Source organism: Saccharopolyspora sp. NFXS83, from assembly GCF_026241095.1.
Lineage (GTDB): Bacteria > Actinomycetota > Actinomycetes > Mycobacteriales > Pseudonocardiaceae > Saccharopolyspora_C.
In genome coordinates this window covers 1-20,467 of sequence record NZ_JAPFGB010000012.1, presented here as the reverse complement: position 1 = coordinate 20,467, position 20,467 = coordinate 1, and the positions used below count along the sequence as shown (strand labels likewise).

Annotated in this window: 25 protein-coding genes, 1 tRNA gene and 1 riboswitch; of the genes, 21 read left to right on the top strand and 5 right to left on the bottom strand. The window is 68.2% G+C overall.

Features of this window, described 5'->3' with window-relative positions; all coding sequences use genetic code 11:
- Positions 1-99: 99 nt before the first annotated feature.
- Positions 100-1,035, top strand: a complete 936-nt coding sequence (locus OOZ19_RS15000) for a peptidoglycan recognition protein family protein (RefSeq protein ID WP_266090717.1) — start codon at positions 100-102, stop codon at positions 1,033-1,035.
- 37 nt (positions 1,036-1,072) lie between these two features.
- On the opposite strand, the gene OOZ19_RS14995 is transcribed toward OOZ19_RS15000, so the two are convergent.
- On the bottom strand, positions 1,073-1,309 hold the full coding sequence (locus tag OOZ19_RS14995; RefSeq protein WP_184477755.1) for a DUF3263 domain-containing protein: 237 nt from the start codon (positions 1,307-1,309) through the stop codon (positions 1,073-1,075).
- Positions 1,310-1,501: 192 nt separating this feature from the next.
- Positions 1,502-1,645: riboswitch (FMN riboswitch) on the top strand.
- A 96-nt stretch (positions 1,646-1,741) separates the two neighbouring features.
- Between OOZ19_RS14995 and OOZ19_RS14990 the strand changes: the two genes are divergently transcribed.
- On the top strand, positions 1,742-2,380 hold the full coding sequence (locus OOZ19_RS14990) for a nicotinamide mononucleotide transporter family protein (protein ID WP_266090716.1): 639 nt from the start codon (positions 1,742-1,744) through the stop codon (positions 2,378-2,380).
- Between the two features lie 46 nt (positions 2,381-2,426).
- On the opposite strand, the gene aceE is transcribed toward OOZ19_RS14990, so the two are convergent.
- The gene (aceE, locus tag OOZ19_RS14985; RefSeq protein WP_266090715.1) at positions 2,427-5,195 is read right to left on the bottom strand and encodes a pyruvate dehydrogenase (acetyl-transferring), homodimeric type; all 2,769 of its coding nucleotides are present in this window, start codon (positions 5,193-5,195) and stop codon (positions 2,427-2,429) included.
- 291 nt (positions 5,196-5,486) lie between these two features.
- Between aceE and OOZ19_RS14980 the strand changes: the two genes are divergently transcribed.
- From OOZ19_RS14980 to OOZ19_RS14940, 9 genes are all read left to right on the top strand, one after another.
- Entirely contained in the window at positions 5,487-5,921 is a 435-nt protein-coding gene (locus OOZ19_RS14980) for a DUF3052 domain-containing protein (protein WP_184477758.1), read from the top strand.
- A 138-nt stretch (positions 5,922-6,059) separates the two neighbouring features.
- The gene (locus tag OOZ19_RS14975; RefSeq protein WP_266090714.1) at positions 6,060-6,524 is read left to right on the top strand and encodes a peroxiredoxin; all 465 of its coding nucleotides are present in this window, start codon (positions 6,060-6,062) and stop codon (positions 6,522-6,524) included.
- A gap of 71 nt (positions 6,525-6,595) precedes the next feature.
- Positions 6,596-6,667: transfer RNA gene (locus OOZ19_RS14970), tRNA-Val, on the top strand.
- Between the two features lie 776 nt (positions 6,668-7,443).
- Complete coding sequence (locus OOZ19_RS14965) at positions 7,444-7,719, top strand: hypothetical protein (RefSeq protein WP_266090875.1); 276 nt, start codon at positions 7,444-7,446, stop codon at positions 7,717-7,719.
- Entirely contained in the window at positions 7,619-8,578 is a 960-nt protein-coding gene (locus OOZ19_RS14960) for a helix-turn-helix transcriptional regulator (RefSeq protein ID WP_266090713.1), read from the top strand. Before OOZ19_RS14965 ends, OOZ19_RS14960 begins: the two co-directional genes overlap by 101 nt.
- A gap of 77 nt (positions 8,579-8,655) precedes the next feature.
- Positions 8,656-9,231, top strand: coding sequence for an alcohol dehydrogenase catalytic domain-containing protein (locus tag OOZ19_RS14955; protein ID WP_266090712.1), 576 nt, complete (start codon positions 8,656-8,658; stop codon positions 9,229-9,231).
- A complete protein-coding gene (locus OOZ19_RS14950) occupies positions 9,156-9,629 on the top strand; it encodes a zinc-binding dehydrogenase (protein WP_266090711.1) in 474 nt (157 codons plus the stop codon). Before OOZ19_RS14955 ends, OOZ19_RS14950 begins: the two co-directional genes overlap by 76 nt.
- A gap of 31 nt (positions 9,630-9,660) precedes the next feature.
- Positions 9,661-10,548 (top strand): LLM class F420-dependent oxidoreductase, encoded by an 888-nt coding sequence (locus OOZ19_RS14945; RefSeq protein ID WP_266090710.1) that lies wholly within the window; start codon positions 9,661-9,663, stop codon positions 10,546-10,548.
- Positions 10,545-11,456, top strand: coding sequence for an alpha/beta fold hydrolase (locus OOZ19_RS14940; RefSeq protein ID WP_266090709.1), 912 nt, complete (start codon positions 10,545-10,547; stop codon positions 11,454-11,456). The genes OOZ19_RS14945 and OOZ19_RS14940 overlap by 4 nt, the downstream gene beginning before the upstream one ends.
- Before the next feature lie 6 nt (positions 11,457-11,462).
- Here OOZ19_RS14940 and OOZ19_RS14935 read toward each other — a convergent pair whose 3' ends face one another.
- Together OOZ19_RS14935 and OOZ19_RS14930 are read right to left on the bottom strand one after the other, a co-directional pair.
- On the bottom strand, positions 11,463-11,921 hold the full coding sequence (locus tag OOZ19_RS14935; RefSeq protein ID WP_266090708.1) for an Rrf2 family transcriptional regulator: 459 nt from the start codon (positions 11,919-11,921) through the stop codon (positions 11,463-11,465).
- Positions 11,922-12,007: 86 nt separating this feature from the next.
- Entirely contained in the window at positions 12,008-12,346 is a 339-nt protein-coding gene (locus OOZ19_RS14930) for a nucleoside triphosphate pyrophosphohydrolase family protein (RefSeq protein ID WP_266090707.1), read from the bottom strand.
- Between the two features lie 182 nt (positions 12,347-12,528).
- On the opposite strand from OOZ19_RS14930, the gene OOZ19_RS14925 reads away from it, so the two are divergent.
- From OOZ19_RS14925 to OOZ19_RS30260, 10 genes are all read left to right on the top strand, one after another.
- Positions 12,529-13,497, top strand: coding sequence for a saccharopine dehydrogenase family protein (locus tag OOZ19_RS14925; RefSeq protein ID WP_266090706.1), 969 nt, complete (start codon positions 12,529-12,531; stop codon positions 13,495-13,497).
- Between the two features lie 59 nt (positions 13,498-13,556).
- Complete coding sequence (locus OOZ19_RS14920) at positions 13,557-14,372, top strand: SDR family NAD(P)-dependent oxidoreductase (RefSeq protein ID WP_266090705.1); 816 nt, start codon at positions 13,557-13,559, stop codon at positions 14,370-14,372.
- Positions 14,294-14,827 (top strand): GyrI-like domain-containing protein, encoded by a 534-nt coding sequence (locus OOZ19_RS14915; protein ID WP_266090704.1) that lies wholly within the window; start codon positions 14,294-14,296, stop codon positions 14,825-14,827. The genes OOZ19_RS14920 and OOZ19_RS14915 overlap by 79 nt, the downstream gene beginning before the upstream one ends.
- An 81-nt stretch (positions 14,828-14,908) precedes the next feature.
- Positions 14,909-15,253 (top strand): hypothetical protein, encoded by a 345-nt coding sequence (locus OOZ19_RS14910; RefSeq protein ID WP_266090703.1) that lies wholly within the window; start codon positions 14,909-14,911, stop codon positions 15,251-15,253.
- A 664-nt stretch (positions 15,254-15,917) separates the two neighbouring features.
- The gene (locus OOZ19_RS14905; protein ID WP_266090862.1) at positions 15,918-16,187 is read left to right on the top strand and encodes a metal-sensitive transcriptional regulator; all 270 of its coding nucleotides are present in this window, start codon (positions 15,918-15,920) and stop codon (positions 16,185-16,187) included.
- An 80-nt stretch (positions 16,188-16,267) separates the two neighbouring features.
- Positions 16,268-16,591: a rhodanese-like domain-containing protein gene (locus OOZ19_RS14900; protein ID WP_266090702.1), complete on the top strand. Its 324-nt coding sequence runs from the start codon at positions 16,268-16,270 to the stop codon at positions 16,589-16,591.
- A 5-nt stretch (positions 16,592-16,596) separates the two neighbouring features.
- Complete coding sequence (locus tag OOZ19_RS14895) at positions 16,597-18,015, top strand: MBL fold metallo-hydrolase (protein WP_266090861.1); 1,419 nt, start codon at positions 16,597-16,599, stop codon at positions 18,013-18,015.
- Positions 18,016-18,055: 40 nt separating this feature from the next.
- Entirely contained in the window at positions 18,056-18,646 is a 591-nt protein-coding gene (locus OOZ19_RS14890; protein ID WP_266090701.1) for a rhodanese-like domain-containing protein, read from the top strand.
- A gap of 81 nt (positions 18,647-18,727) precedes the next feature.
- Complete coding sequence (locus tag OOZ19_RS14885; RefSeq protein ID WP_266090700.1) at positions 18,728-19,510, top strand: sulfite exporter TauE/SafE family protein; 783 nt, start codon at positions 18,728-18,730, stop codon at positions 19,508-19,510.
- 57 nt (positions 19,511-19,567) lie between these two features.
- Positions 19,568-19,741, top strand: coding sequence for a DUF8730 family Cys-rich protein (locus OOZ19_RS30260; protein WP_507028812.1), 174 nt, complete (start codon positions 19,568-19,570; stop codon positions 19,739-19,741).
- Between the two features lie 198 nt (positions 19,742-19,939).
- On the opposite strand, the gene OOZ19_RS30160 is transcribed toward OOZ19_RS30260, so the two are convergent.
- Positions 19,940-20,152, bottom strand: coding sequence for an alpha/beta hydrolase fold domain-containing protein (locus OOZ19_RS30160; protein ID WP_416309436.1), 213 nt, complete (start codon positions 20,150-20,152; stop codon positions 19,940-19,942).
- Positions 20,153-20,467: the final 315 nt, after the last annotated feature.

Below are 20,467 nucleotides of genomic sequence, written 5' to 3'. Positions count from 1 at the left end.
TCCGATCAGGCGTGGTCGGGGCGGCTGATCGCAGGACACGATGGCAGCAGGCAAGCGACGCGAACGCGGCTCGGACGGGCCGCCAGGGGAGTGATCAGCATGGCTCTGCCGCTGGTGTGGCTCGGTGACGTGTTGCGAGCGGCGGGGTTGACCGTCGTCGAGGCGCCGGGGTGGCAGGAGCGCACGGCGAACTCCGGCGCGCAGCCCGAGCCGGTCGGGGTGCTCCAGCACCACACCGCCACCGTCGCCTCCTACGAGGACCCGGCGCCCAGCCTGCAGCTGGTGATCGACGGCCGGTCCGATCTGGCCGGACCGCTGTGCCACGGGCTGATCGGGTTCGACGGGGTGGTGCACTTGATCTCCGCCGGGCGCGCCAACCACGCTGGGAGGGCGCAGGCCTCCGGGCCGGTGCCCGCGGGCGACGGCAACGTGCTCTACGTCGGGTTCGAATGGGACTACCAGGGCGTCGAGCAGGGCCCGAGCCCCGAGCAGTACACCGCCGCGCTCGTCGCGACCAAGGCGGTGCTGGACCACCTGGGCGCGCCGTACGAGGCCTCGCGCGGGCACAAGGAGACGAGCGTGACCGGCAAGATCGATCCGGGGCACGTCGACCTGGACCGCTTCCGGGCCGAACTCGCCACGAACGAACAGGAGAACGCCGACATGACGCCCGAACAGGACGCGATCCTGCGCCGCATCGAGAACGAACTGCTCGGTCCGCGCGGGCCGGAGGGGCAGATCGCCGGGTGGAACACCGCGCTCGGTCCGCGCACGCCGGTGGCGATGCTGGTGGACCTGGTCAACGGTCTGCTCGCCACGCAGACCCCCGCACCGATGCAGGCGCCCGCGGTACCGCAGCAGCAGACCGCGTCCGGCGAAGCCCCGGCACCGGCGCAGCCCGCCGACCCCGAGTCGATCAAGGCCGCGTTCTCCGCGCTGCCACCGGAGCAGGCCGCCCCGCTGCTCGCCGAACTGGTCCAAATCCAGCAGGACCGCCAACTCACGCCGGAGCAGCAGGCCCGCACTACGGCCTGAGAATTCGCAGCGGACGGGCGGAACTTCAGCGGGGAGCTCAGCGGCGAGGTGCGGCGGCTCTGCGGTCCGATCGTTCCGCTCGTCTGCGTAACAAGCGGTTGACCAGCACGGGCTGTTGGGCCAACGCCTCCGGCTCGTCCAATAACCGGTTGAGGCGCTGGTAATACCGCGTCGGCGAGATCCCGAAGCGCTCCTGGATGACGCGATCCTTGCTGCCCGGATAGCGCCAGAACTCGCTCTCGAACGCCAAGATGGCGTGATCGACGTCGTTCACCCGGCTACCCCCTTCGCGTCGAGCGTTCGTCGCCTTGCCGTCTGATCGATTCCACCCGCGATCGCCGAGTCTACCCCGCGTCGCACCCCTGTTCGATCACCTGATCGACGATTCGATCGCTGTGATTCGAACCACGACGGGCCCGCGGAACAAGCTCGGCGACCGACGATGTTGACAGCAGTACGAAACGTCGTGCGCTCCGGGGCTCGGTGAGATTCCGAACCGGCGGTGACAGTCCGCGAACCGGTGACTCCCGGCCGAACCCGGCCAGGAGCTCCGGCCGATCCGGTGGAACTCCGGAACCGACGGTGACAGTCCGGATGGGAGGCGGCGCACGGGCACTCGACCGCGACCGGTCGCCATGCGTGGCACCGGTGGCCGCCGCGTTCCCGCTCAGCCCCGGTGCCAGGACCGGCTGGGAGGAGTGGGGTTGTGCGCGCTGTCGCGGAATGGGTGCTCGGCAACGGAATCACCGTGCTGGGCCAGCAGATCTCCTGGGCGGAACTGGTCGGGCAGCTGTGCGCGCTGGCGGTCGTCTTCCTGGCGCAGCGGCGCACCCTGGCCACCTGGCCGGTGCAGGTGACCGCGACGGTGCTGCTGTTCGCCGTCTACGCCTCCGCGGAACTCGGCGGCCTCGCGGTGCGGCAGATCGTGATCCTGCTGATCTCCGTCTACGGCTGGTGGGCCTGGAGCCACCGCAGCGACCCGGTCTACGGCGTCGCGGTGCGCAAGGGCACCGCGCGGGAACGTCTGGTGCTGCTGGGAGTGCTGGCCCTGGCCACGACGGGTTTCGCGTCGCTGCTCACCGCGATGGACGCGTCCTGGGCGCCGTGGCCGGACGCCTGGATCTTCGTCGGCACGGCCGTCGCGTTCTGGGCGCAGGGTCGCGGGCTCGTCGAGTTCTGGTTGGTGTGGCTGGCGGTGGACGCCGTCGGCGTGCCGCTGCAACTGGCGTCCGGGCTCTACTTCAGCGCCGCGATCTACGTGGTGTTCGCCGCGCTCGTGATCCACGGCTGGTGGAGCTGGAACCGCACCGCCCGAACGCAGACGCTCGCCCCGGCTCGGGCCTGACCCGCACCGCTCCGGGTGGCGGTTCGGCCACCCGGAGCGGGAGTGCTCAGGCGTCGCCCGGATCCGAGGTCTGCGGGCCCGCGGCCCGCACGTCGTCCAAGCGGTACCGCCGGGTCGCCTCGGTGACGTGCGACCCGTCGATCACGCCGCGCCGGGCCAGCGCCGAGAGCGTGGCGACCACCGTGGACTCCGCGTCCACGAGGAACACCCGGCGCGCCGCCGGACGGGTGTCGGAGAACCCGAAGCCGTCCGCGCCCAGACTCACCATGTCCCCCGGCACCCAGGAGCGGATCAGGTCCGGCACCGCGCGCATCCAGTCGCTGACCGCGACGACCGGTCCTTCGGCCTCCGCCAGCGCGCGGGTCACGTACGGCACCCGCGGTTGCTCGTCCGGGTGGAGCAGGTTGTGGCGGTCCACCGCTTCGGCCTCGCGCCGCAGCTCCGTCCAGGACGTCGCCGACCACACGTCGGCGCGCACGTCCCACTCGTCGGCGAGGATCTGCTGCGCCCGCAAGGCCTCGGGCATCGCGACGCCCGAGGTGAGGATCTGCGCGGGAACGGACCCGGCCGAACCGCGGCGGAACAGGTAGAGCCCGCGCAGCAGACCGTCCACGTCCATCCCGTCCGGCTCGGCGGGTTGCTGGTACGGCTCGTTGTAGATCGTCAAGTAGTAGTAGACGTTCTCGGCGTCCTCGCCGTACATCCGCCGCAGGCCGTCCTTGACGATGTGCGCGATCTCGAACGCCCACGCCGGGTCGTAGGCCACGACCGCGGGGTTCGTCGCCGCCAGCAGCAGCGAGTGCCCGTCGGCGTGCTGCAGTCCTTCGCCGGTCAGCGTGGTGCGCCCGGCGGTGGCGCCGAGCAGGAATCCGCGCGCCATCTGGTCCCCGGCGGCCCACAGGCTGTCGCCGGTGCGCTGGAACCCGAACATCGAGTAGAAGATGTAGATCGGGATCATCGGTTCGCCGTGCGTCGCGTAGGACGTGCCCGCGGCCGTGAACGACGCGCTCGACCCGGCTTCGTTGATGCCCTCGTGCAGGATCTGGCCCTGTTCGCTCTCCCGGTACGCGAGCATCAGCCGGTAGTCGACCGGCGTGTACGACTGCCCCATCGGGTTGTAGATCTTCTGCGACGGGAACATCGAGTCCATCCCGAAGGTGCGCGCTTCGTCCGGGATGATCGGCACGATGCGCGGCCCCACCTCGGGGTCCTTGGCGAGGTCCTTGAGCAGCCGGACGAACGCCATCGTGGTGGCGACCTCCTGCTTGCCGGAGCCGCGCCGGATCACGTCGTAGACCTTGTCGCCCGGCAGCACCAGCGGTTTCGCCTTCACCCGCCGCTCCGGCAGGTAGCCGCCGAGCCGATGGCGGTGTTCCCGCAGGTACTGGATCTCGGGGGCGTTCTCTCCGGGGTGGTAGTACGGCGGCAGGTACGGGTCTGCTTCGAGCTGCTCGTCGCTGATCGGGATCCGCAGGCTGTCCCGGAACAACTTCAGGTCGTCCAGGGTCATCTTCTTCATCTGGTGCGTGGCGTTGCGGCCCTCGAAGTGCGGCCCGAGGCCGTAGCCCTTGATCGTCTTGGCGAGGATGACCGTCGGCTGCCCGTGGTGCTCGGTCGCGGCCTTGTACGCCGCGTAGACCTTCCGGTAGTCGTGGCCGCCGCGGCGCAGCGCCCACACCTGCTCGTCGGTGAGGTCCTTGACCATGTCCTTGGTGCGCGGGTCGCGGCCGAAGAAGTGCTCGCGGACGAAGGCGCCGTCGTTGGCCTTGTAGGTCTGGTAGTCGCCGTCGGGCGTGGTGTTCATGAGGTTGACCAGCGCGCCGTCCCGGTCTGCGTGCAGCAGCGAGTCCCACTCGCGGCCCCAGATGACCTTGATGACGTTCCAGCCCGCGCCCCGGAAGAACGACTCCAGCTCCTGCACGATCTTGCCATTGCCGCGGACCGGCCCGTCGAGCTGCTGCAAGTTGCAGTTGACCACGAAGGTCAGGTTGTCCAGCCCTTCGTTCGCCGCAACGTGCAACAGGCCGCGCGATTCGGGCTCGTTCATCTCCCCGTCGCCGAGGAACGCCCATACCCGCTGCTGGCTGGTGTCCTTGATGCCGCGATCGTGCAAGTAGCGGTCGAACCGCGCCTGGAAGATCGCGTTCATCGGGCCGAGCCCCATCGACACCGTCGGGAACTCCCAGAAGTCCGGCATCAGCCGCGGGTGCGGGTAGGACGGCAGTCCGCCGCCGGGGCCCGCGTGCGAGTGCTCCTGGCGGAATCCGTCCAGCTGATCGGTGGTCAGCCTGCCTTCGAGGAAGGCGCGGGCGTAGATGCCGGGGGAGGCGTGGCCCTGGATGTAGAGGTGGTCCCCGCCGCCGGGGTGGTCCTTGCCGCGGAAGAACCAGTTGAACCCGACTTCGTAGAGGCTGGCCGAGGAGGCGAAGGACGAGATGTGCCCGCCGACGCCGATCCCGGGCCGCTGTGCACGATGCACCATCATCGCGGCATTCCACCGCATCCATGCGCGGTAGCGGCGTTCGGTCTCCTCGTCGCCGGGGAACCACGGTTCCTGCTCGGTGGCGATGGTGTTCACGTAGTCCGTGCTGGTCAGCGACGGCACACCGACGCCGCCCTCCCTGGCGCGCTGGAGCAGCCGGAGCATCAGGTAGCGGGCGCGCTGCTGGCCCGATTCACCGAGCATCGTGTCGAACGACTGCAACCACTCTTCGGTCTCCTCTGGATCGATGTCCGGGAGATGCGAGGCGAGACCGTCTCGGATGACCCGCACCCGTTGCGGGGCGCCGCCGACGTCGTTGTTCTGCGCGGGCAAAGGAACTCCTCGACTGCTTGCGGTGCTTGTCGCGGGCATGGGTGACGCCCGACACGTGCCATCGTCCCCCATCTTCGTGGCCGCTGCGTACACCGCGGTGATTACTTGCCGGTACCGTTCTAGCCTGACCTGGATGTGGGCGCCTACAGTCGAGTTCCACGCCGGATACCGGCGTGTCGTGCGCCCAGCAGTTGCGCCGGAAGCGGTTCGCAGTGTTCGCTATCGGCCAGATCTGCCCAACCTGGGTGTGGCGTTCGCGCCGCACCGCTGCATTGGAGGAGTGAGAACGCCGTGGTCGCCGCGGGAGACGCCGGCAAGAGCGAAGTCGACGTCGCCGACAGGCTCGACATCGAGCCGGAGATGGTCGTTCAGGAGATCGGTTGGGACGAGGACGTCGATGACGCCGTTCGTGCCGCGATCGAGGAGCGTTGCGGGAGCGAACTGCTCGATGAGGATGCCGACGAGGTCGTCGACGTCGTACTGCTGTGGTGGCGGGACGACGACGGTGATCTGACGGACACGCTCCTCGACGTGATGACGCCTCTTGCCGATGAGGGGGTGATCTGGGTGTTGACGCCGAAGACCGGTCGTGACGGTTACGTGGAGCCCAGTGACATCGCCGAGGCAGCGTCCACGTCCAACCTTGCCCAGACCTCGAACGCGAGTCTGGGGGAAGCCTGGATGGGTACCAGGCTCGCTTACCGCAAGGCCAAGTCCAAGCGCTGACGAGCTCGGCCTCGAGTCGAGCGGATCGCCGATCCCACGTCCCGGGCACCGGTGGCGACCCGCCACCGGTGCCCGGGTGCGTGTGATCGGTGTAGGTTCGGCGTCGTACGTGCACAGGCCGAACAGAAGGGTGCGCGCATGACGCTCGAGGTCGGCGCCGACGCTCCGGACTTCACGCTGCCGGACTTCAACAAGGAGCAGGTCTCCTTGTCCAGCTTCAAGGGCAGCAAGAACGTGCTGCTCGTCTTCTACCCGTTCGCGTTCAGCGGGGTCTGCCAAGGCGAGCTGTGCCAGGTCCGCGACGACCTGGCCGATTTCCAGAACGACCAGGTCCAGGTGCTCGGCGTGTCGGTGGACACGCCGTTCGCGCTGAAGGCCTGGGCGGAGCAGCAGGGCTACGCATTCCCGCTGCTGTCGGACTTCTGGCCGCACGGCGAGGTCGCCAAGGCCTACGGCGTGTTCCACGAGCAGGCCGGCATGGCACTGCGCGGCACGTTCCTCATCGACACCGCGGGCAAGGTGCGGTTCGCCGAGGTCAACCAGCCCGGCGAGGCCCGCGACCAGAACGTGTGGAAGAAGGCGCTGGCCGAACTGGCCGCGTGAGGACCGGTGGTGGCCGGACCGGTACAGTGATCCGGCCGGTGTGCGGTTGATCTTCGGACGGCCACCACTCGGGGCGCATAGCTCAGCGGAAGAGCACTTGCCTTACAAGCAAGGGGTCGCTGGTTCGAACCCAGCTGCGCCCACCGTAGGCCTGTGACCAGCGGTGATGCTTCATCCTATCAAGAATTACAAGGTCGGGCTCGTAGGCGAGCTCGGCAGGATGCTGACGTGCGAGAACAAGCAAGGGCTCGTTGGCGCTGGCCCCAACGTAGTGCTGTGACCTGCGTAAACGAGATGTATGTTCGTAGCTTCTTCCTATCGCACAGCGTTCAGCGAGCCCTTAATTTTGCCCTGGTAGGTAATGCGCGGCGTTCAGATCAGTGGCTTTGACAAGGGACTGAAGCGAGCTGGCAGCTGTCTTGAACGAGTGGTGGGTAAGGAGGGCGCGAACTGGTTCGCGCGCTTCCGCACAGTGCGCGCGCCGCGGCGAACGTGCGTTGCTCAATCCGGAGACGACACATGTCGCGGTCGAGATTTCCAGCGAAAGCTCCGCCATGAGCACGATGAGCTGGTTCAGCGTGTCCGCCGTCCTCACGCCCTGCTGCTGTGAAGGTCAGCGGCGTGTAACAACTTCATCGGCGTGCGTTCGTTTCTCCAAAGACGGCCGAAGCGTGGGAGTGGCGATCCCGCAGAACCGAGAGATACCAAGGGGGCTGACATTCTACTGCCCGCTACGTAAGTACGTACACGCCTTGACCACCAGTGCGGGCAAAGACATCGAGGCGCTCTTCACGAGGACGCCGAGTATCACGAGTGGCTGTACGAGACGGACTGGATCGGCCGGGGCGAGATCGTGCAGGGCTGGCGGAGCCGCGACGGTGGGCGGCGCAACGGCTGGATCTTCGAATAGGCGGTCTTGATGGTCACCGGCGATACTGCCGCCGTGCGCGGGCTCGGTACCTACACCGACTTCGGCAGGTTCGACAACCTCTGGGCCCTGACTTTCGCGCCGAACGGCCGCGTGGGCGCCTTCCGCCTGGGGAACGACGCCGCCGAGGAGGGAATGTCCGCTGTGCGCATTACCATCGAGCCGTGTGATCGGTACGTCGTCGCGTCTGCTGCGCTTGCTGTCGTTGCTCTCGTCGCGGCCGAGCTGGACCGCGGGCGAACTCGCCCGGCGGATGGAAGTCACTGACCGCACCGTGCGTCGGGACGTCTCGCGGTTGCGTGATCTCGGCTACGACGTCGAGTCCGATCCCGGTCGCTGGGGTGGGTACCGGCTGCGGCCGGGCAATAAGCAGATCCCGCTCGTTCTCGACGACGAAGAGTCGCTGGCCGTCGCGGTCGCGCTGCGCGAGGCGGCCCGAACCGGGGTGCTCGGGGACGACCAGGCCGTGCTGTCGGCGTTTCTCAAGCTGCGGCAGTTGCTGCCCGCCCGGGTGGCGTCGCAGTTGGGTGCCATGGACGACGTGTTCGAGCACACCGCCCGGGCTGGCGGCCAGCCGTTGTCCGCTGGCCTGCTCGCGGGTTTGGCCGCGGCCTGCCGCCGCAGCGAACGGCTGCGGCTGTCCTATCGGGACATGCGCGGTAGCGACAGTGAACGCGCGGTCGACCCGCACCGGCTGGTGTTCACCGGCAACCGCTGGTATCTCGTCGCACGCGATGTCGAGCGCGGGGCGTGGCGCACCTTCCGGGCCGACCGCGTCCTCCACGCGGAGCCGACCGGCCGGGTGGTGCGCATCGACGACCCACCGGCTGCCGCGCGGCTCGTCGCCGAAACCCTCACCAGCGACTACCCGCTCTACGCGAAGGTGCGGCTGCACGTTGCCCTGGACGAGGCGATGCGTGCGATTCCTCCGACGGCCGGGGTCCACCGAGCGGACGGGCCGGGCGCCACGGTCGTCGAGGTCGGCGGCACGGATGTCGAGTCGCTCGCCACCCGGTTGGTCAAGCTCGGCGTGCCGCTGACGGTGCTCTCGCCCGCGGAGGTCCGCGCGGCGGTCCGGCGGCATGCGCTCGCGCTAGCCGAGACCAACGAACCCGGCGAGGGCTGACCGCCCTCTTGACTGTAACCAGAGCTGTTATATATTCATTTAATGTAACCAAGTTGGTTTCATATTTAGGGGGTTCGATGCATGTCGTCACGTTCGACGAGCCGGGTGGTCCGGAGGTCCTGCGCGTCACCGAGGTCGACACCGCCGACCCGGGCCCGGACGAGGTTCGGATCCGGATCGAGTACCTCGGCGTCAACCGGCCCGACGCGTTGTTCCGTGCCGAGCTCTACCCGGACCGGCCGACCTTCCCGCGGTCCCGGCTGGGCATCGAGGCGGTAGGCGTCGTGGAGGCGCTGGGTGGCGAGGTCACCGGGCTCGCTCCTGGGGATCGCGTGGTGGCGGGCCCGATCGCGCAGCAGAGCCGCCACGGCGTGTACGGCGACGTCGCCGTCGTGCCCGCCGCCGAGGTCGTCCCGGCTTTCGACGTGGTCAGTGCCGAGACCACTGCTGCGGTGTGGATGGCGTACTTCACGGCTTTCGGCGGCCTGGTCGAGACCGGCGGTCTCCTGGCGTGGTCACCGCCGCCACCGGCGGCGTCGGGTTGGCCGCGCTCGATGTCGCCAACCACGCGGGTGCGGTGCCGATCGCGACCACCCGGTCGGTCGGCAAGCGCGACCGGCTGCTCGCCGCTGGAGCGGCACACGTCGTGGTGACGTCCGAAGAGGATCTGGAGGCCGAGGTCCGGCGGATCACCGGCGGCCGTGGCGTCGATCTCGTCTTCGACTCCGTCGGTGGCCCGCGGTTCCCGGCCACCGCCGCCGCAGCCGCCGACGATGGCGCCGTCGTCACCTACGGCTGGTACGGCGCCGAGCCCGCGGTGCTACCTACGCGCTGGCCGGTGAAGATCCTGGGACACAACGGATTCACCTACAGCACCGATCCGGCCGCCTTGTCGCGGATCCGGGGGCACCTCGCCCGAGGGCTGGCCGAAGGCGCGTTCCGGCCTCGCATCGACCGGATCTTCGACGGCTTGGACCAGGTGGCCGACGCGCACCGCTACATCCGCTCCGGTCGGCAGGTCGGCAAAGTCCTCATCAGGGTCGGCGAGTGAAAGGATCTCGATGACGCAGAAGTTTCCGACCATGTCGTTCGGGCTGCACGGCGTGAACGCGGGCACCGGCGCAACCCCGGCCGCCGCCCGCGGACTCGCCCGGCGGGCCGAAGAACCGGGCTTCGACTCGCTGTGGGCGATCGACCACGTCGTCATCCCCTCCGGCTACCGGACGCACTACCCGTATGACGAGTCAGGGAAGATGTTGGGCGGCGCCGAGGAATTCGACCTGATCGACCCCCTGGCGTGGCTGACGTTCGCGGCCGCCGTGACGTCCCGGATCCGGCTCGCGACCGGCATCCTCGTTCTCCCGCAGCGCAATCCCACCGTGCTGGCCAAACAGCTGGCATCACTGGACGTGCTCAGTGAAGGCCGCGCCGTCGCAGGCACCGGCGTCGGCTGGCTCGAGGAAGAGTTCGACGCCGTCGGTGTGCCCTTCCACGGCCGTGGCCGCCGCCACGACGACTACGTCAACACCATGCGGGCGCTGTGGACCCAGACCCGCGCCACGATCGAGACGACCCACACGCGCTTGTCCGAGGCCATCAGCTTGCCGCATCCGGCCAACCGAACGGTGCCCATCGTGATCGGCGGCAGCGGGCCGCGATCCGCCCGCCGCGCCGCACAGCTCGGCGATGGCTACTTCCCGACCGTGCAGAACCCCGAGCAGCTCGAAACCTTGCTGAACATCCTCCGCACCGAAAGCGCGCGGGTCGGCAGGGACCCGCACGACATCGAGATCACCATCCCCTTCCCGGGCCTCGTAGCAGGCACGTCTGGCTACGAGGACTTCCTCGAGGAGGCGCACCGCTACGCGAACCTGGGTGCGCACCGAATCGTGCTCCCCGTACCACCCGACGACGTCATGACCGAGCTCGCCACCGAACTCGGCCTGCACGCACCGAAAGGACGGCCATGACCCAGCCCGAGGCTCCGCTCAGCCGGTACTACGACGCCGCGACCCGTGACGACGCGGAATTCGCCGAGCACTTCGCCCACCGATTCAGCACGATCGACGGCGTGCAGATGCACTACGTCATCGGCGGAACCGGCCCGCAGCCCATCGTGCTGCTGCACGGCTTCCCGGAAACCTGGTACAGCTGGCGACCGCTGATGACCGAACTGCTGCCCGGGCACACGGTGATCGCCGTCGACCTGCCGGGACTCGGAGACTCCACCGGCGAGATTTGCCGCCACGACAAGGCTTCCCTCGCCCGCTACGTCCACCTGCTGCTCGAGCGGCTCGGCTACACCAGCGGTGTTCAGCTGGTCGCACACGATTTCGGCGGCGGGATCGCGTTCGCGCTCGTCACCGGCTGGCGGGAGCAGTTCGGTGGGCTGCTGCTGATGGACTTCCCCGTCGCGGGCGGCAGCCTCACCTACGACACGATCAGGCCGCTGTCGTTCCACTTCTCCTTCCACAGCCAGGAACCGTTGTTCGAGCAGCTCGTGGCCGGCCGCGAGCGCATCTACCTGGAGTACTTCTACCAGGCGAACTCGCCGGCGACGCCCGAGCCGATCCCGGCCCATGCCGTGGACGAGTTCGTCCGCGCCTACTCCAGGCCCGGCGTCCTCCACCACGGGTCCCGGTACTACCAGGTTTGGCCCCAGGACGAACTCGACAACCGCGAGCAGATGCGGACCCCGCTCACCATCCCGGTGCACCTGCTCGCGCAAGCGCCACTGTTCGACACCTTCCTCGCGGCGATCCGCGGTGGCGCACCGGATGCGACGGGCACCCCCGTGGCGAGCGGGCATTGGATGCAGCACGAGGCCGGTGAGCAGGTCCTGGCCGAGATCAAGCGCTTCTACGGCTACCCGGCCTGACCGGCGTCAGAAGCGTGCGGGCGCGAACCCTTGCGACTCCCACAGTTCCGGGAAGTCGGCAAGGGACTCGCGCAGCACGTCCCGGATGGTCTTGGCCTCCAGCACCCGGGTCATCGCCTGGTTGGCCTCGGCGTAAATTCCGGTGAGCGTGGCTTCGATGCCGTGACCTACGTAGCACTCGGCGTCCGGCGGCGTGGTGTACATGCCGAAAATCGGCTCTTCGCCGAGCGCCCGGTACACGTCGAGCAGTGTGATCTCCGTAGCGTCCCGGGCCAGGATCCAGCCACCGCTGCGGCCACGCTGGGCTTCGACCAGTCCGGCGGCCTTCAGCTCGGTCAGGCAGCGCCGGATCACCACGGGATTGGTGTTGACGCTGGTCGCGATTCGCTGCGAAGTGGCGATCTCCTTGTCGGTGCCGCGCCGGTCGAACGCCATCCACGTCAGGATGTGCACGGCCATGGTCATCCGGGAGTTCGCGCTCACCCTTCGACTGTAACCGCTCCGCACTCGAATACGTAACTGCCTTTGTTGCGGATCTTCAGGTAAGGCTCCTAGCGAGACGTCTCGCGCAGCGAGTTTTCGAGTCCGGTGCGGATCTTGTCCATAGTGGACTCATACGCTGCCGGGACGTCCACGCCGAGGCGGTCGCCGAGCACGAACACCCACCACAGGCACTCGGCCAGCTTGTGCCGCAACTCGGCGTCGGCATCGCCATCGATGCCCCAGGTCTGCTCGGCGGCGAGCACCAGGCGGCCGATGTAGGCGGCGTCGTTGGTAAACCCCACCGCCAGCTCGGGCAGGGTCCAAGTGCGGCCCAACAGGCGGTTCTCGAGCTGCTCGTACAACCCGCGCACCTGCAGGGCCCGGTCGTCGGCTTCGGCGAGATCCATGGAAAACGCTCCTGTGGTCGTTCGTCGTGACGAGCGCGACCGTAGCTACCAATCCGGACAGATCCGGTCCGGGTGATGTTCGGGGTGTACGTCGGATCACACGATCGGGCAATTTCTTGCGGACACGACCTGTCCGGGTCATTTCCTAATCTCGCCGGCATCACTCCGATGAAGGGAACGCGATGATGAACGGACGTCTTCTCGTCTACGGCGCGACCGGCTACACCGGACGGCTCGTCGCCCAGCACGCCGCCGCTATAGGCCTCGACGTCACCGTGGCCGGCCGCGATCCCGGCCGCGTCACGGCCCTCGCGGACGAACTCGGCGTCGAAGCCCGGACTTTCGGCACCGGCGACGCCCGCGACGCGCTGGCGGACGTCGACTGCCTGCTCAACGTTGCCGGCCCGTTCCGGCACACGGCCCGTCCGCTCATGGACGCCTGCCTCGACGCCGGAGTCCACTACCTCGACACCACCGCGGAGTTCGCCACCTTCGCCCTCGCCCAGTCACTGGACGAGCAAGCCACGCACGCGGGGATCATGCTGATGTCCGGCACCGGCTGGGACGTCGTACCCAGTGACTGCCTGGCCCTGCACGCAACCCGCCGCGTCACCGAGCCGGAAACGCTCACCATCGCCCTGTGCGTCACCGGCGGCTTCTCCCGCGGCTCCCTCGCCAGCGCGGCCGGGATCGAGGATCTCGGCACCTACGTCCGCCGGAGCGGCCGTCTCGCCCGCCTCGAAACGGCCGCACCCCGGGCGTTCGACTTCGGCAACGGCCCGGAGGAGTGCCTGCCGGTCTCGATGGGCGACCTGATCACCGCCCCGAAGTCCACCGGGCTCGGCGACGTGGAGGTCTACCTCGGCACCGACAAAGGGTTTTCCGCCACCGAAGCCGACGGGCCCAGCGAAGCCGAGCGCGCCCGGGGTCATTACCTCGCACTAGCGGAGGTGACCGGCGGCGACGGCCGGGTCGCGCGTTCACTGGTCACCACTCCGACCGGCTACACGTTCACCCAGCACAGCTCCGTCGAGATCGCCCGCCGCGTGCTCAGCGGGCAGTTCCGCCCCGGTTTTCAAAGCCCCGCGTCGGCCTACGGGCCTGAGCTCGTCACCGCGATCGACGGCACGACCGTCGTCGACCTGGACTAAATGTAACTATCTCTGCTACATTTAAAAATAGAATGTACTTGGTTACAGATGGGGAGCTCATGGGACAGCTCGACGGCCGCACGGCTCTGGTGACCGGAGGATCCAGCGGCATCGGCCTCGCGATCGCCCGCCGCCTCATCGAGAAAGGTGCGACCGTTCACGTGTCGGGCCGCCGATCGGACACGCTGCACGCGGCGGTCTCGGACCTCGGTCCACGCGCGCACGGCATCGTCGGCGACGTGGGTGACACCTCCGACCTCGATCGGCTCTTCTCGGCGATCACCCGGCTCGACATCGTCGTGGCCAACGCTGGCGGCGGTCGCCACACACCATTCGAAGAAGTGACGGAGGCGGAGTTCGACGCCACCTTCACCACCAACGTCCGCGGCCAGTTCTTCACCGTCCAAAAAGCACTCCCGCTCTTGACCGACGGAGCCTCGGTGATCCTCGTTTCCTCGGTCGCCGGCGTCAACGGGTCCCCCGGGCAAAGCGTCTACGCGGCCACGAAAGCAGCCTCACGGAACCTCGTCCGTTCCTGGGCGGCGGAGCTGGCGCCACGCCGCATCCGAGTCAACGCGCTGTTGCCCGGCCCGACCGCGACCCCCGGAATTGAGCAGTCGCGCCGGGAAGTGTTCGCCAAAGGCGACACCTGGACGCACACCACGCCACTCGGTGACCTGGTCCCCGTCGAGCAAGTCGCCGCGGCCGCGCTCTACCTCGCGTCCGACCACAGCACCTATATCACCGGAACCGATCTCATCGTCGACGGCGGCAACCTCGTCGCCTGCCCCGTCAGGTGCCCCTCATTACCCAGCCGACCGCGGCCGACGAGCCGGATATCGCCACCATCGACGCCGCCACCTTCCTGCCCGTGAGCGGCCACGGGTCACCCGGCACCGACGAGTTCTACGCCAGCAAAGAGAAACTCAGTGCGGCAGTGCAGCAGCTCGGCCACCCCGGCCCGATCGAAATCCTCTACTGGTTCGACCCCGAACACGGTGACATCGGCATCGCCGACTTCTACTGGACCATCCCACTGGAGCACCTGCGCTGGCGAATGCTCGTCCGCATGCCCGACGACATCGAGCTCCCCGAGGAACTCGCCAGCACAGGACTAGTCCTGTTCCCTTACACCGAGGGCAAAGTCGTCCAGATCATGCACCACGGACCGTTCGCCGGAGAAGACGAAACGATGAAACGGCTCGGCGCCTACGCCGACGCGCACGGACTCCGCCGCCGCGGACCTCACCACGAAATCCACCTCGACACCTTCGACCGCACGTCACCACAAGACGGATTCCGCACCATCCTGCGCGATCCCGTCGCATGATCGCGGTACCCCGCTGATCTGCGCGACCCGGCCAGATCTTGGCTGCAACGCCCAGCATGCGCGGTTCGTGTCCTGCTCTTGGTGCTCGTCGTCGTGGGATGCTGCGTTGGTGCTGCGGATCAGCTGCTCTGTTCGGGTGAGATTCGCGCCGATCAACGCCGCAAGGCGTTGCAACTCGCCGTGGACGAGCTCGCACCGGGCGGCACCTTGCTGGTAGTGGCCCACGACAGCACCAACCTCGCCGAGGGGTACGGCGGCCCACAGGACCCAGTGTTGCTGTACACGCCATCGGACGTGGTAGCCGATCTCCGCGGTCTTCCCGGCCTCGGCGTGGAGAAGAACGAACGCGTCCTGCGCCAGGTGCAAAGCCCCGAGAGGGAGCGCACCGCGATCGACGCGCTCGTACGCGTGCACCGAGCCCCCTGACAGCCCAGCAGCGTAATGGTGAGTCCTTTCGCGTTCTGCGCAGTGCTGTCCTGGGCTCGGCTTCAGCTCCTCGCGGAGGCGGCACCGCGCCTGCGTTTGCTCGGCTTGCCTGGCGTGCTGATCGGAGCAGCACGTGCTCAACGGCAGTTGAGCCTGCCGTGGCCCGTGGGATAGCGGGTCGCTCGCCGTCAGCCAGCGCGAGCGGCACGCAGGTACCCCCGGCGCGCTCCTTCCCCCGGACACTGGAGCGACCGCGCCGGTCGCTGGAGTAGATGACCCATTGGGTGCCGAGCAGGCCTCGGGTCCGGTGGCGGACCTGGGCGATCTTGGCTTGTGATCGCAGTCGTCATCGGCTTACTGAACGGCCGGCCGCGAGCGGGGTGGGCAATCCCAGCCTGCTACCGCTCGCGGCGGCTGCGTCGGTCGCGTTCGACTCCGTCGAGCTGATTCTGCCGCCCTTGCAAGGCACACGCCTGTGCGGATCGGGTGTCGCGGCGAGCGTCCTGTGCCGGGTCGGGAGAAGCGACGTCGTCGACCTTGCGGGCTGGAGCGGGAAGTCGGTCAGCCGGTCTCGCAGCGCTTCGCTCTGATGAGGCGCGTGCCACCCGATTGGAATACCCCCGGGGGTTTGTTAGGTTGAGGAGAGAGAAGGGAGATGGTCGTCGTGGAGATGAAGCCGGAAATGGTGGGCGACGCCTTGACGCGGTTGCGCCGGGCCAGGGGCCAGTTGAGTGGTGTCATCGAGGCCATGGAGGAAGGACGGGACTGTGCTGAGGTGTTGACCCAGTTGGCTGCGGTTTCGCGTGCCTTGGACCGTGCTGGGTTCAAGATCGTGGCCAGTGGGATGCGTTACTGCCAGCAGGCCCGCGAGGACGGCGATGAACCGCCGATGACCGAGCAGGAGCTGGAGCGCTTGTTCCTCGCGCTTGCTTGAGCGGATGTTCTGCGGTGCCGCTCTTTCGATGGTGTGCACCCGTGTGGATTGTTGATACCCCCAGGGGTAAGGAGGATCTGTTGTCTGAGCAGGCGCCCGAAGTAAGCGTGGACGTCTTCGCCGGGACGTGGCGGCGGGGTACCCGATTGGTCGATGTGCGTGAGCCGGAGGAGTACGTCTCGGGCCACGTGCCGGGCGCGGTGAACGTGCCCTTGGCGGACGTGCTGGCCACGCCGGGGCGGTTCGCGGATGAGGAGTGCTACGTCATCTGTCATTCGGGAGGGCGCAGCCTGAAGGCGGCCGAGGCGATGAACGCCGCCGGTGGACGAGCGGTCTCGGTGTCCGGTGGGACATCGGGCTGGATCGAAGCAGGACACGAAGTCGAAAGGGGTGCGCAACGGTGACGGCTATGGATGCGGTGAAGCAGGAGGACCGGCTGGCAGGTGGTCTGGCGGTCGAGGTGATCGAGACCTCGTCACTGGGGGACCGCAGCTATCTGGCCACCGATGGCGAGGTGGCCGTGGTAATCGACCCGCAGCGGGACGTGGATCGGGTGATCGCCACCGCCGGTAGGTTGGGCGTGCGGATCGCCTTGGTGCTGGACACGCACGTGCACAACGACTACGTCTCCGGCGGGTTGGAATTGGCTCGCCTGACCGGGGCGGAGTACGGGTTGGCGGCTGCTGACGAGGTGCCGTTCGACCGGCGCCCGCTCGCCGACGGCGAGGCGGTCGAGCTCTCGCCGCGGATGCAGGTGCGGGCGGTGGCCACCCCGGGGCACACCTTTCACCACTTGTCCTACGTGCTGGAGGGCGTGGATGGCCCGGCGGGGGTGTTCACGGGCGGGTCGCTGCTGTTCGGGACGACCGGGCGCACCGATCTGCTGGGTGAGCAGCACAGCGAGAATCTGGCCCGGCATCAGCACGCCTCGGCGCAGAAGCTGGTGTCGACCCTGCCGGATGGTGCGCAGATTTGGCCGACCCACGGGTTCGGGAGCTTCTGCTCGGCCACGCAGGCCTCGGGCGACTCCGCGACGCTGGGCGAGCAAAAGCGGATCAACCCTGCCCTGACGCTGGCCGAGGGAGATTTCGTCGAGCAGACCCTCGCAGGGCTGGATGCCTACCCGGCGTACTACGCGCACATGGGTGTGCAGAACACCGCGGGTCCCGAGCCGCTGGACCTGCGCGAACCGGTTCGTGCCGAGCCGGCGGAGTTGCGGCGCCGGTTGGAGCACGGGGAGTGGGTGGTCGATCTGCGCTCCCGCAAGGCCTACGTGGTCTCGCACCTCGCTGGCACGGTCAGTCTCGGGCTGGATGGTCCGATGGTGACCTGGCTGGGGTGGATGATCGACTGGGGCGCTCCGATCACGCTGTTGGGTGAATCGCGTGCGCAGGTCGGCGAGGCCCAGCGCGAGTTGGCCCGCATCGGAATCGACAAGTTCGCCGCGGCGGCCGTGGGTTCCCCGAAGGAGCTGGCGGTCGACTCCGGCCAGCTGCGCAGCATTCCGACCGCGACCTTCGGTGATCTGGCCGCGGCGCTGGCCGGTAATTCCAACGGGCTTCCGGCGCCGGAGGTCGTGGTGGACGTGCGTACCAACAACGAGTTCACCGCCTCCCACGTCGCCGGTGCGGTGCACGTTCCGCTCTACGAGCTCAAGGACCGCCTCGGCGAGGTTCCGGCGGGTGCGGTGTGGGTGCACTGCGGCAGCGGTTACCGCGCCACGGCGGCGGCCTCGCTGCTGGAAGCGGCCGGCCGCACGGTCGTTCTCATCGACGACATGTTCGACGGCGCCGCCGCGGCAGGTGTGCCGATGACCGACGGAAGCTGATTTCACAACCCGAAAAACGATCGCCGAGGTATCCCGAGAAATGACACAGGTCATGCCCAAGACCGTCGACACCGCTCAGGTCCGCGCTTTACGCGAGGCCGACCCCCAGATTCGGCTGATCGACGTGCGCGCGCCCGGGGAGTTCGCTTCGTCGCACATCCCGGGCTCCTACAACGTGCCCCTCGACCTGCTGCGGGAACACCGCGACGAGCTCACCGCTTCGCACGGCGACCCGGTGGTGCTGGTGTGCGCCTCCGGTGGTCGCGCCGAGCAGGCCCGCACCCTGCTGGCCGACGCCGGTCTGGACCGGCTCAGCGTGCTGAGCGGCGGCATCACCGGCTGGCAGCAGCAAGGAGGCGAGATCAACCAGGGGCGCGGCACGTGGGCCATGGAGCGGCAGGTGCGTCTGGTCGCCGGACTGCTCGTGCTCACCGGCGTCGTGGCCAGCACCGTCTACGAACCGCTGAAGTGGGGCGCCGGCTTCGTCGGCGCAGGGCTGACCTTCGCCGCGGTGAGCAACACCTGCGCGATGTCCCGCGTGCTCGGACTGCTGCCCCACAACCGCACTCCCAGCACGGACGGTCGCGCCCTGCTCGAGGCCCTCACTGGCGGGAACGGGCCGCGCGGCTGAGGGCTGCTCTCTGGCAAGTACGTGCACGGCGTTGACGGCGGCGGCGGGCGATGAGTCCGCCACCTCGGATAGGTGGTTTCGTTGTTGCTGGCAGTGGTGTTCGGCGCAGTGATCGGGTTGGCACTGGGACTGCTCGGTGCTGGTGGTTCGATCCTCGCCGTACCGGCGCTGGTCTACGGGGTCGGACAGCCCTTGCAGATGGCGATCCCCACTTCGCTGGCCGTGGTCGCGCTGTCCTCGTCGGGGGCCCTGCTGCCCCGCGAGCGGCGCAGCGCGGTGCGGTGGCCGGTCGCGCTGGTCTTCGGCGCGGCCGGCATCCCGGCCGCCTTCGGTGGCGCCGCCCTGGGCAAGCTCTTCCCCCAGCGCTGGCTGCTGCTGGCCTTCGCCGCGCTCATGGTCATTGTCGCGGTGCGCATGCTGCGCGGAGGCGAGAACCACACCGGTGCTTGCCGCACCCAGCAGGGCGGAATCAACTGGCGCACCTGCCTGCCCAAATCCGTGCTCGCCGGTGCCTCCGTCGGTGTGCTCACCGGACTGTTCGGCGTCGGCGGCGGCTTCATCATCGTCCCCGCGCTGTCACTGCTGCTGGGCTTGGGAGCGCAGCAAGCGGTGGCGACCTCGCTGGTGGTCGTTTCAATCAACTCGGGAGCTGGACTCGCCGCGCACGCCGGCTCGATCGCAACCATCGATTACCGGGTCCTGTTGTTGTTCGCAGGCACGTCCCTGGTGGTTTCCATCGTGGCCGCACGGCTGTCGGCACGGCCGAACTCGTCTACCGTGCGCCGCTGGTTCGCCTTCGTCGTGCTGGCCGTCGCGGTCTTCGTCGCTGTGGCCGCCGTCGTTAACCCCTCAGCTCTCGGATGAGAGCCGCCCAGGCCCGAATCGGCAAGTCTCTCAAGGAAGAGAAAGAAAGGGGGGAACATGTGTCGTCGCGTTGAGTGCCGCAAGTGCGGCAAACCGACATACGCAAGGTGCGGCCAGCACGTGGAACAGGTGCTTGCGGAAGTATCGAAATCCCAACGGTGCGACTGCGCCCCGAGCACCCAGCACGGAAGCCTCGGTGGGTTCTTGCGGAAGTTCGTCGGCCGCGGGTGACCGAACAGCCAAGAAGGTAATGAACGATGCACCTGAAGGCACGTCGAAGGACGTGTCCGTTCAAGAGGGGTACCGGAAGTTCAGCCCACTCTTCCTGCTTCACCACGTTGGCTTCCCGCCGAAGACTGGCTGTCGGGTCGCCGACCCGACACTCCCCTGGCCAGATGTTTCTCGGTCAATGTCCTTCGGCGCCACCCGTTACGGCCGTGCTACACGTCCGCTTGGCCGAGTAGGCCTGCCACGTGCCGGAGGAAGGAGGCGGGATGCCAGCGGACCGCATACGCACGGATGGGGCGAGTACGGCAGCCGCTGGAACGTGCCGGGGAACGAGTGCAGCTCCACGCTGACGCCCGCCTGCAGCAACGCCGTCGCATAAGCGATGCCCTCGTCCCGCAGCGGGTCCAGCTCCATGGTCGAGAGGTAGGTCGGGGGCAGGCCGCGCAGGTCCTGCGCCCGCGCCGGGCGGCGTACGGCGGCACATCCCGCCGTGCGTACCGCACGCAGGTCTGTGCGGTGGCTCGATCTCGCTGAGGTCGCGCACGCTCTCTACGTGGAATGGGTGGAGATCACAGCCGAGGGACAAGGCCGAAGAGCATTGCGATGATGCCCGCCCGTGTATCAGCTCGGCGAGATGACGAGAAAGGAACGGGCACTTCCGCTCGGAGTGCCAACAACCATCAGGCATTCCGCGAGGTGGCCTCGGCGCGGGCAACGCGGATGGAAAAG

Bases quoted from the DNA above. Each gene is read 5' to 3' on its own strand.
- OOZ19_RS14890 (WP_266090701.1), top strand. From the start codon at position 18,056: ATGACACAGGTCATGCCCAAGACCGTCGACACCGCTCAGGTCCGCGCT.
- OOZ19_RS14925 (WP_266090706.1), top strand. From the start codon at position 12,529: ATGATGAACGGACGTCTTCTCGTCTACGGCGCGACCGGCTACACCGGA.
- OOZ19_RS14965 (WP_266090875.1), top strand. From the start codon at position 7,444: ATGGTCACCGGCGATACTGCCGCCGTGCGCGGGCTCGGTACCTACACC.
- OOZ19_RS15000 (WP_266090717.1), top strand. From the start codon at position 100: ATGGCTCTGCCGCTGGTGTGGCTCGGTGACGTGTTGCGAGCGGCGGGG.
- OOZ19_RS30260 (WP_507028812.1), top strand. From the start codon at position 19,568: ATGTGTCGTCGCGTTGAGTGCCGCAAGTGCGGCAAACCGACATACGCA.
- OOZ19_RS30160 (WP_416309436.1), bottom strand. From the start codon at position 20,152: ATGGAGCTGGACCCGCTGCGGGACGAGGGCATCGCTTATGCGACGGCG.
- OOZ19_RS14940 (WP_266090709.1), top strand. From the start codon at position 10,545: ATGACCCAGCCCGAGGCTCCGCTCAGCCGGTACTACGACGCCGCGACC.
- OOZ19_RS14955 (WP_266090712.1), top strand. From the start codon at position 8,656: ATGCATGTCGTCACGTTCGACGAGCCGGGTGGTCCGGAGGTCCTGCGC.
- OOZ19_RS14945 (WP_266090710.1), top strand. From the start codon at position 9,661: ATGTCGTTCGGGCTGCACGGCGTGAACGCGGGCACCGGCGCAACCCCG.
- OOZ19_RS14975 (WP_266090714.1), top strand. From the start codon at position 6,060: ATGACGCTCGAGGTCGGCGCCGACGCTCCGGACTTCACGCTGCCGGAC.
- OOZ19_RS14930 (WP_266090707.1), bottom strand. From the start codon at position 12,346: ATGGATCTCGCCGAAGCCGACGACCGGGCCCTGCAGGTGCGCGGGTTG.
- OOZ19_RS14935 (WP_266090708.1), bottom strand. From the start codon at position 11,921: ATGACCATGGCCGTGCACATCCTGACGTGGATGGCGTTCGACCGGCGC.
- OOZ19_RS14920 (WP_266090705.1), top strand. From the start codon at position 13,557: ATGGGACAGCTCGACGGCCGCACGGCTCTGGTGACCGGAGGATCCAGC.
- OOZ19_RS14895 (WP_266090861.1), top strand. From the start codon at position 16,597: ATGGATGCGGTGAAGCAGGAGGACCGGCTGGCAGGTGGTCTGGCGGTC.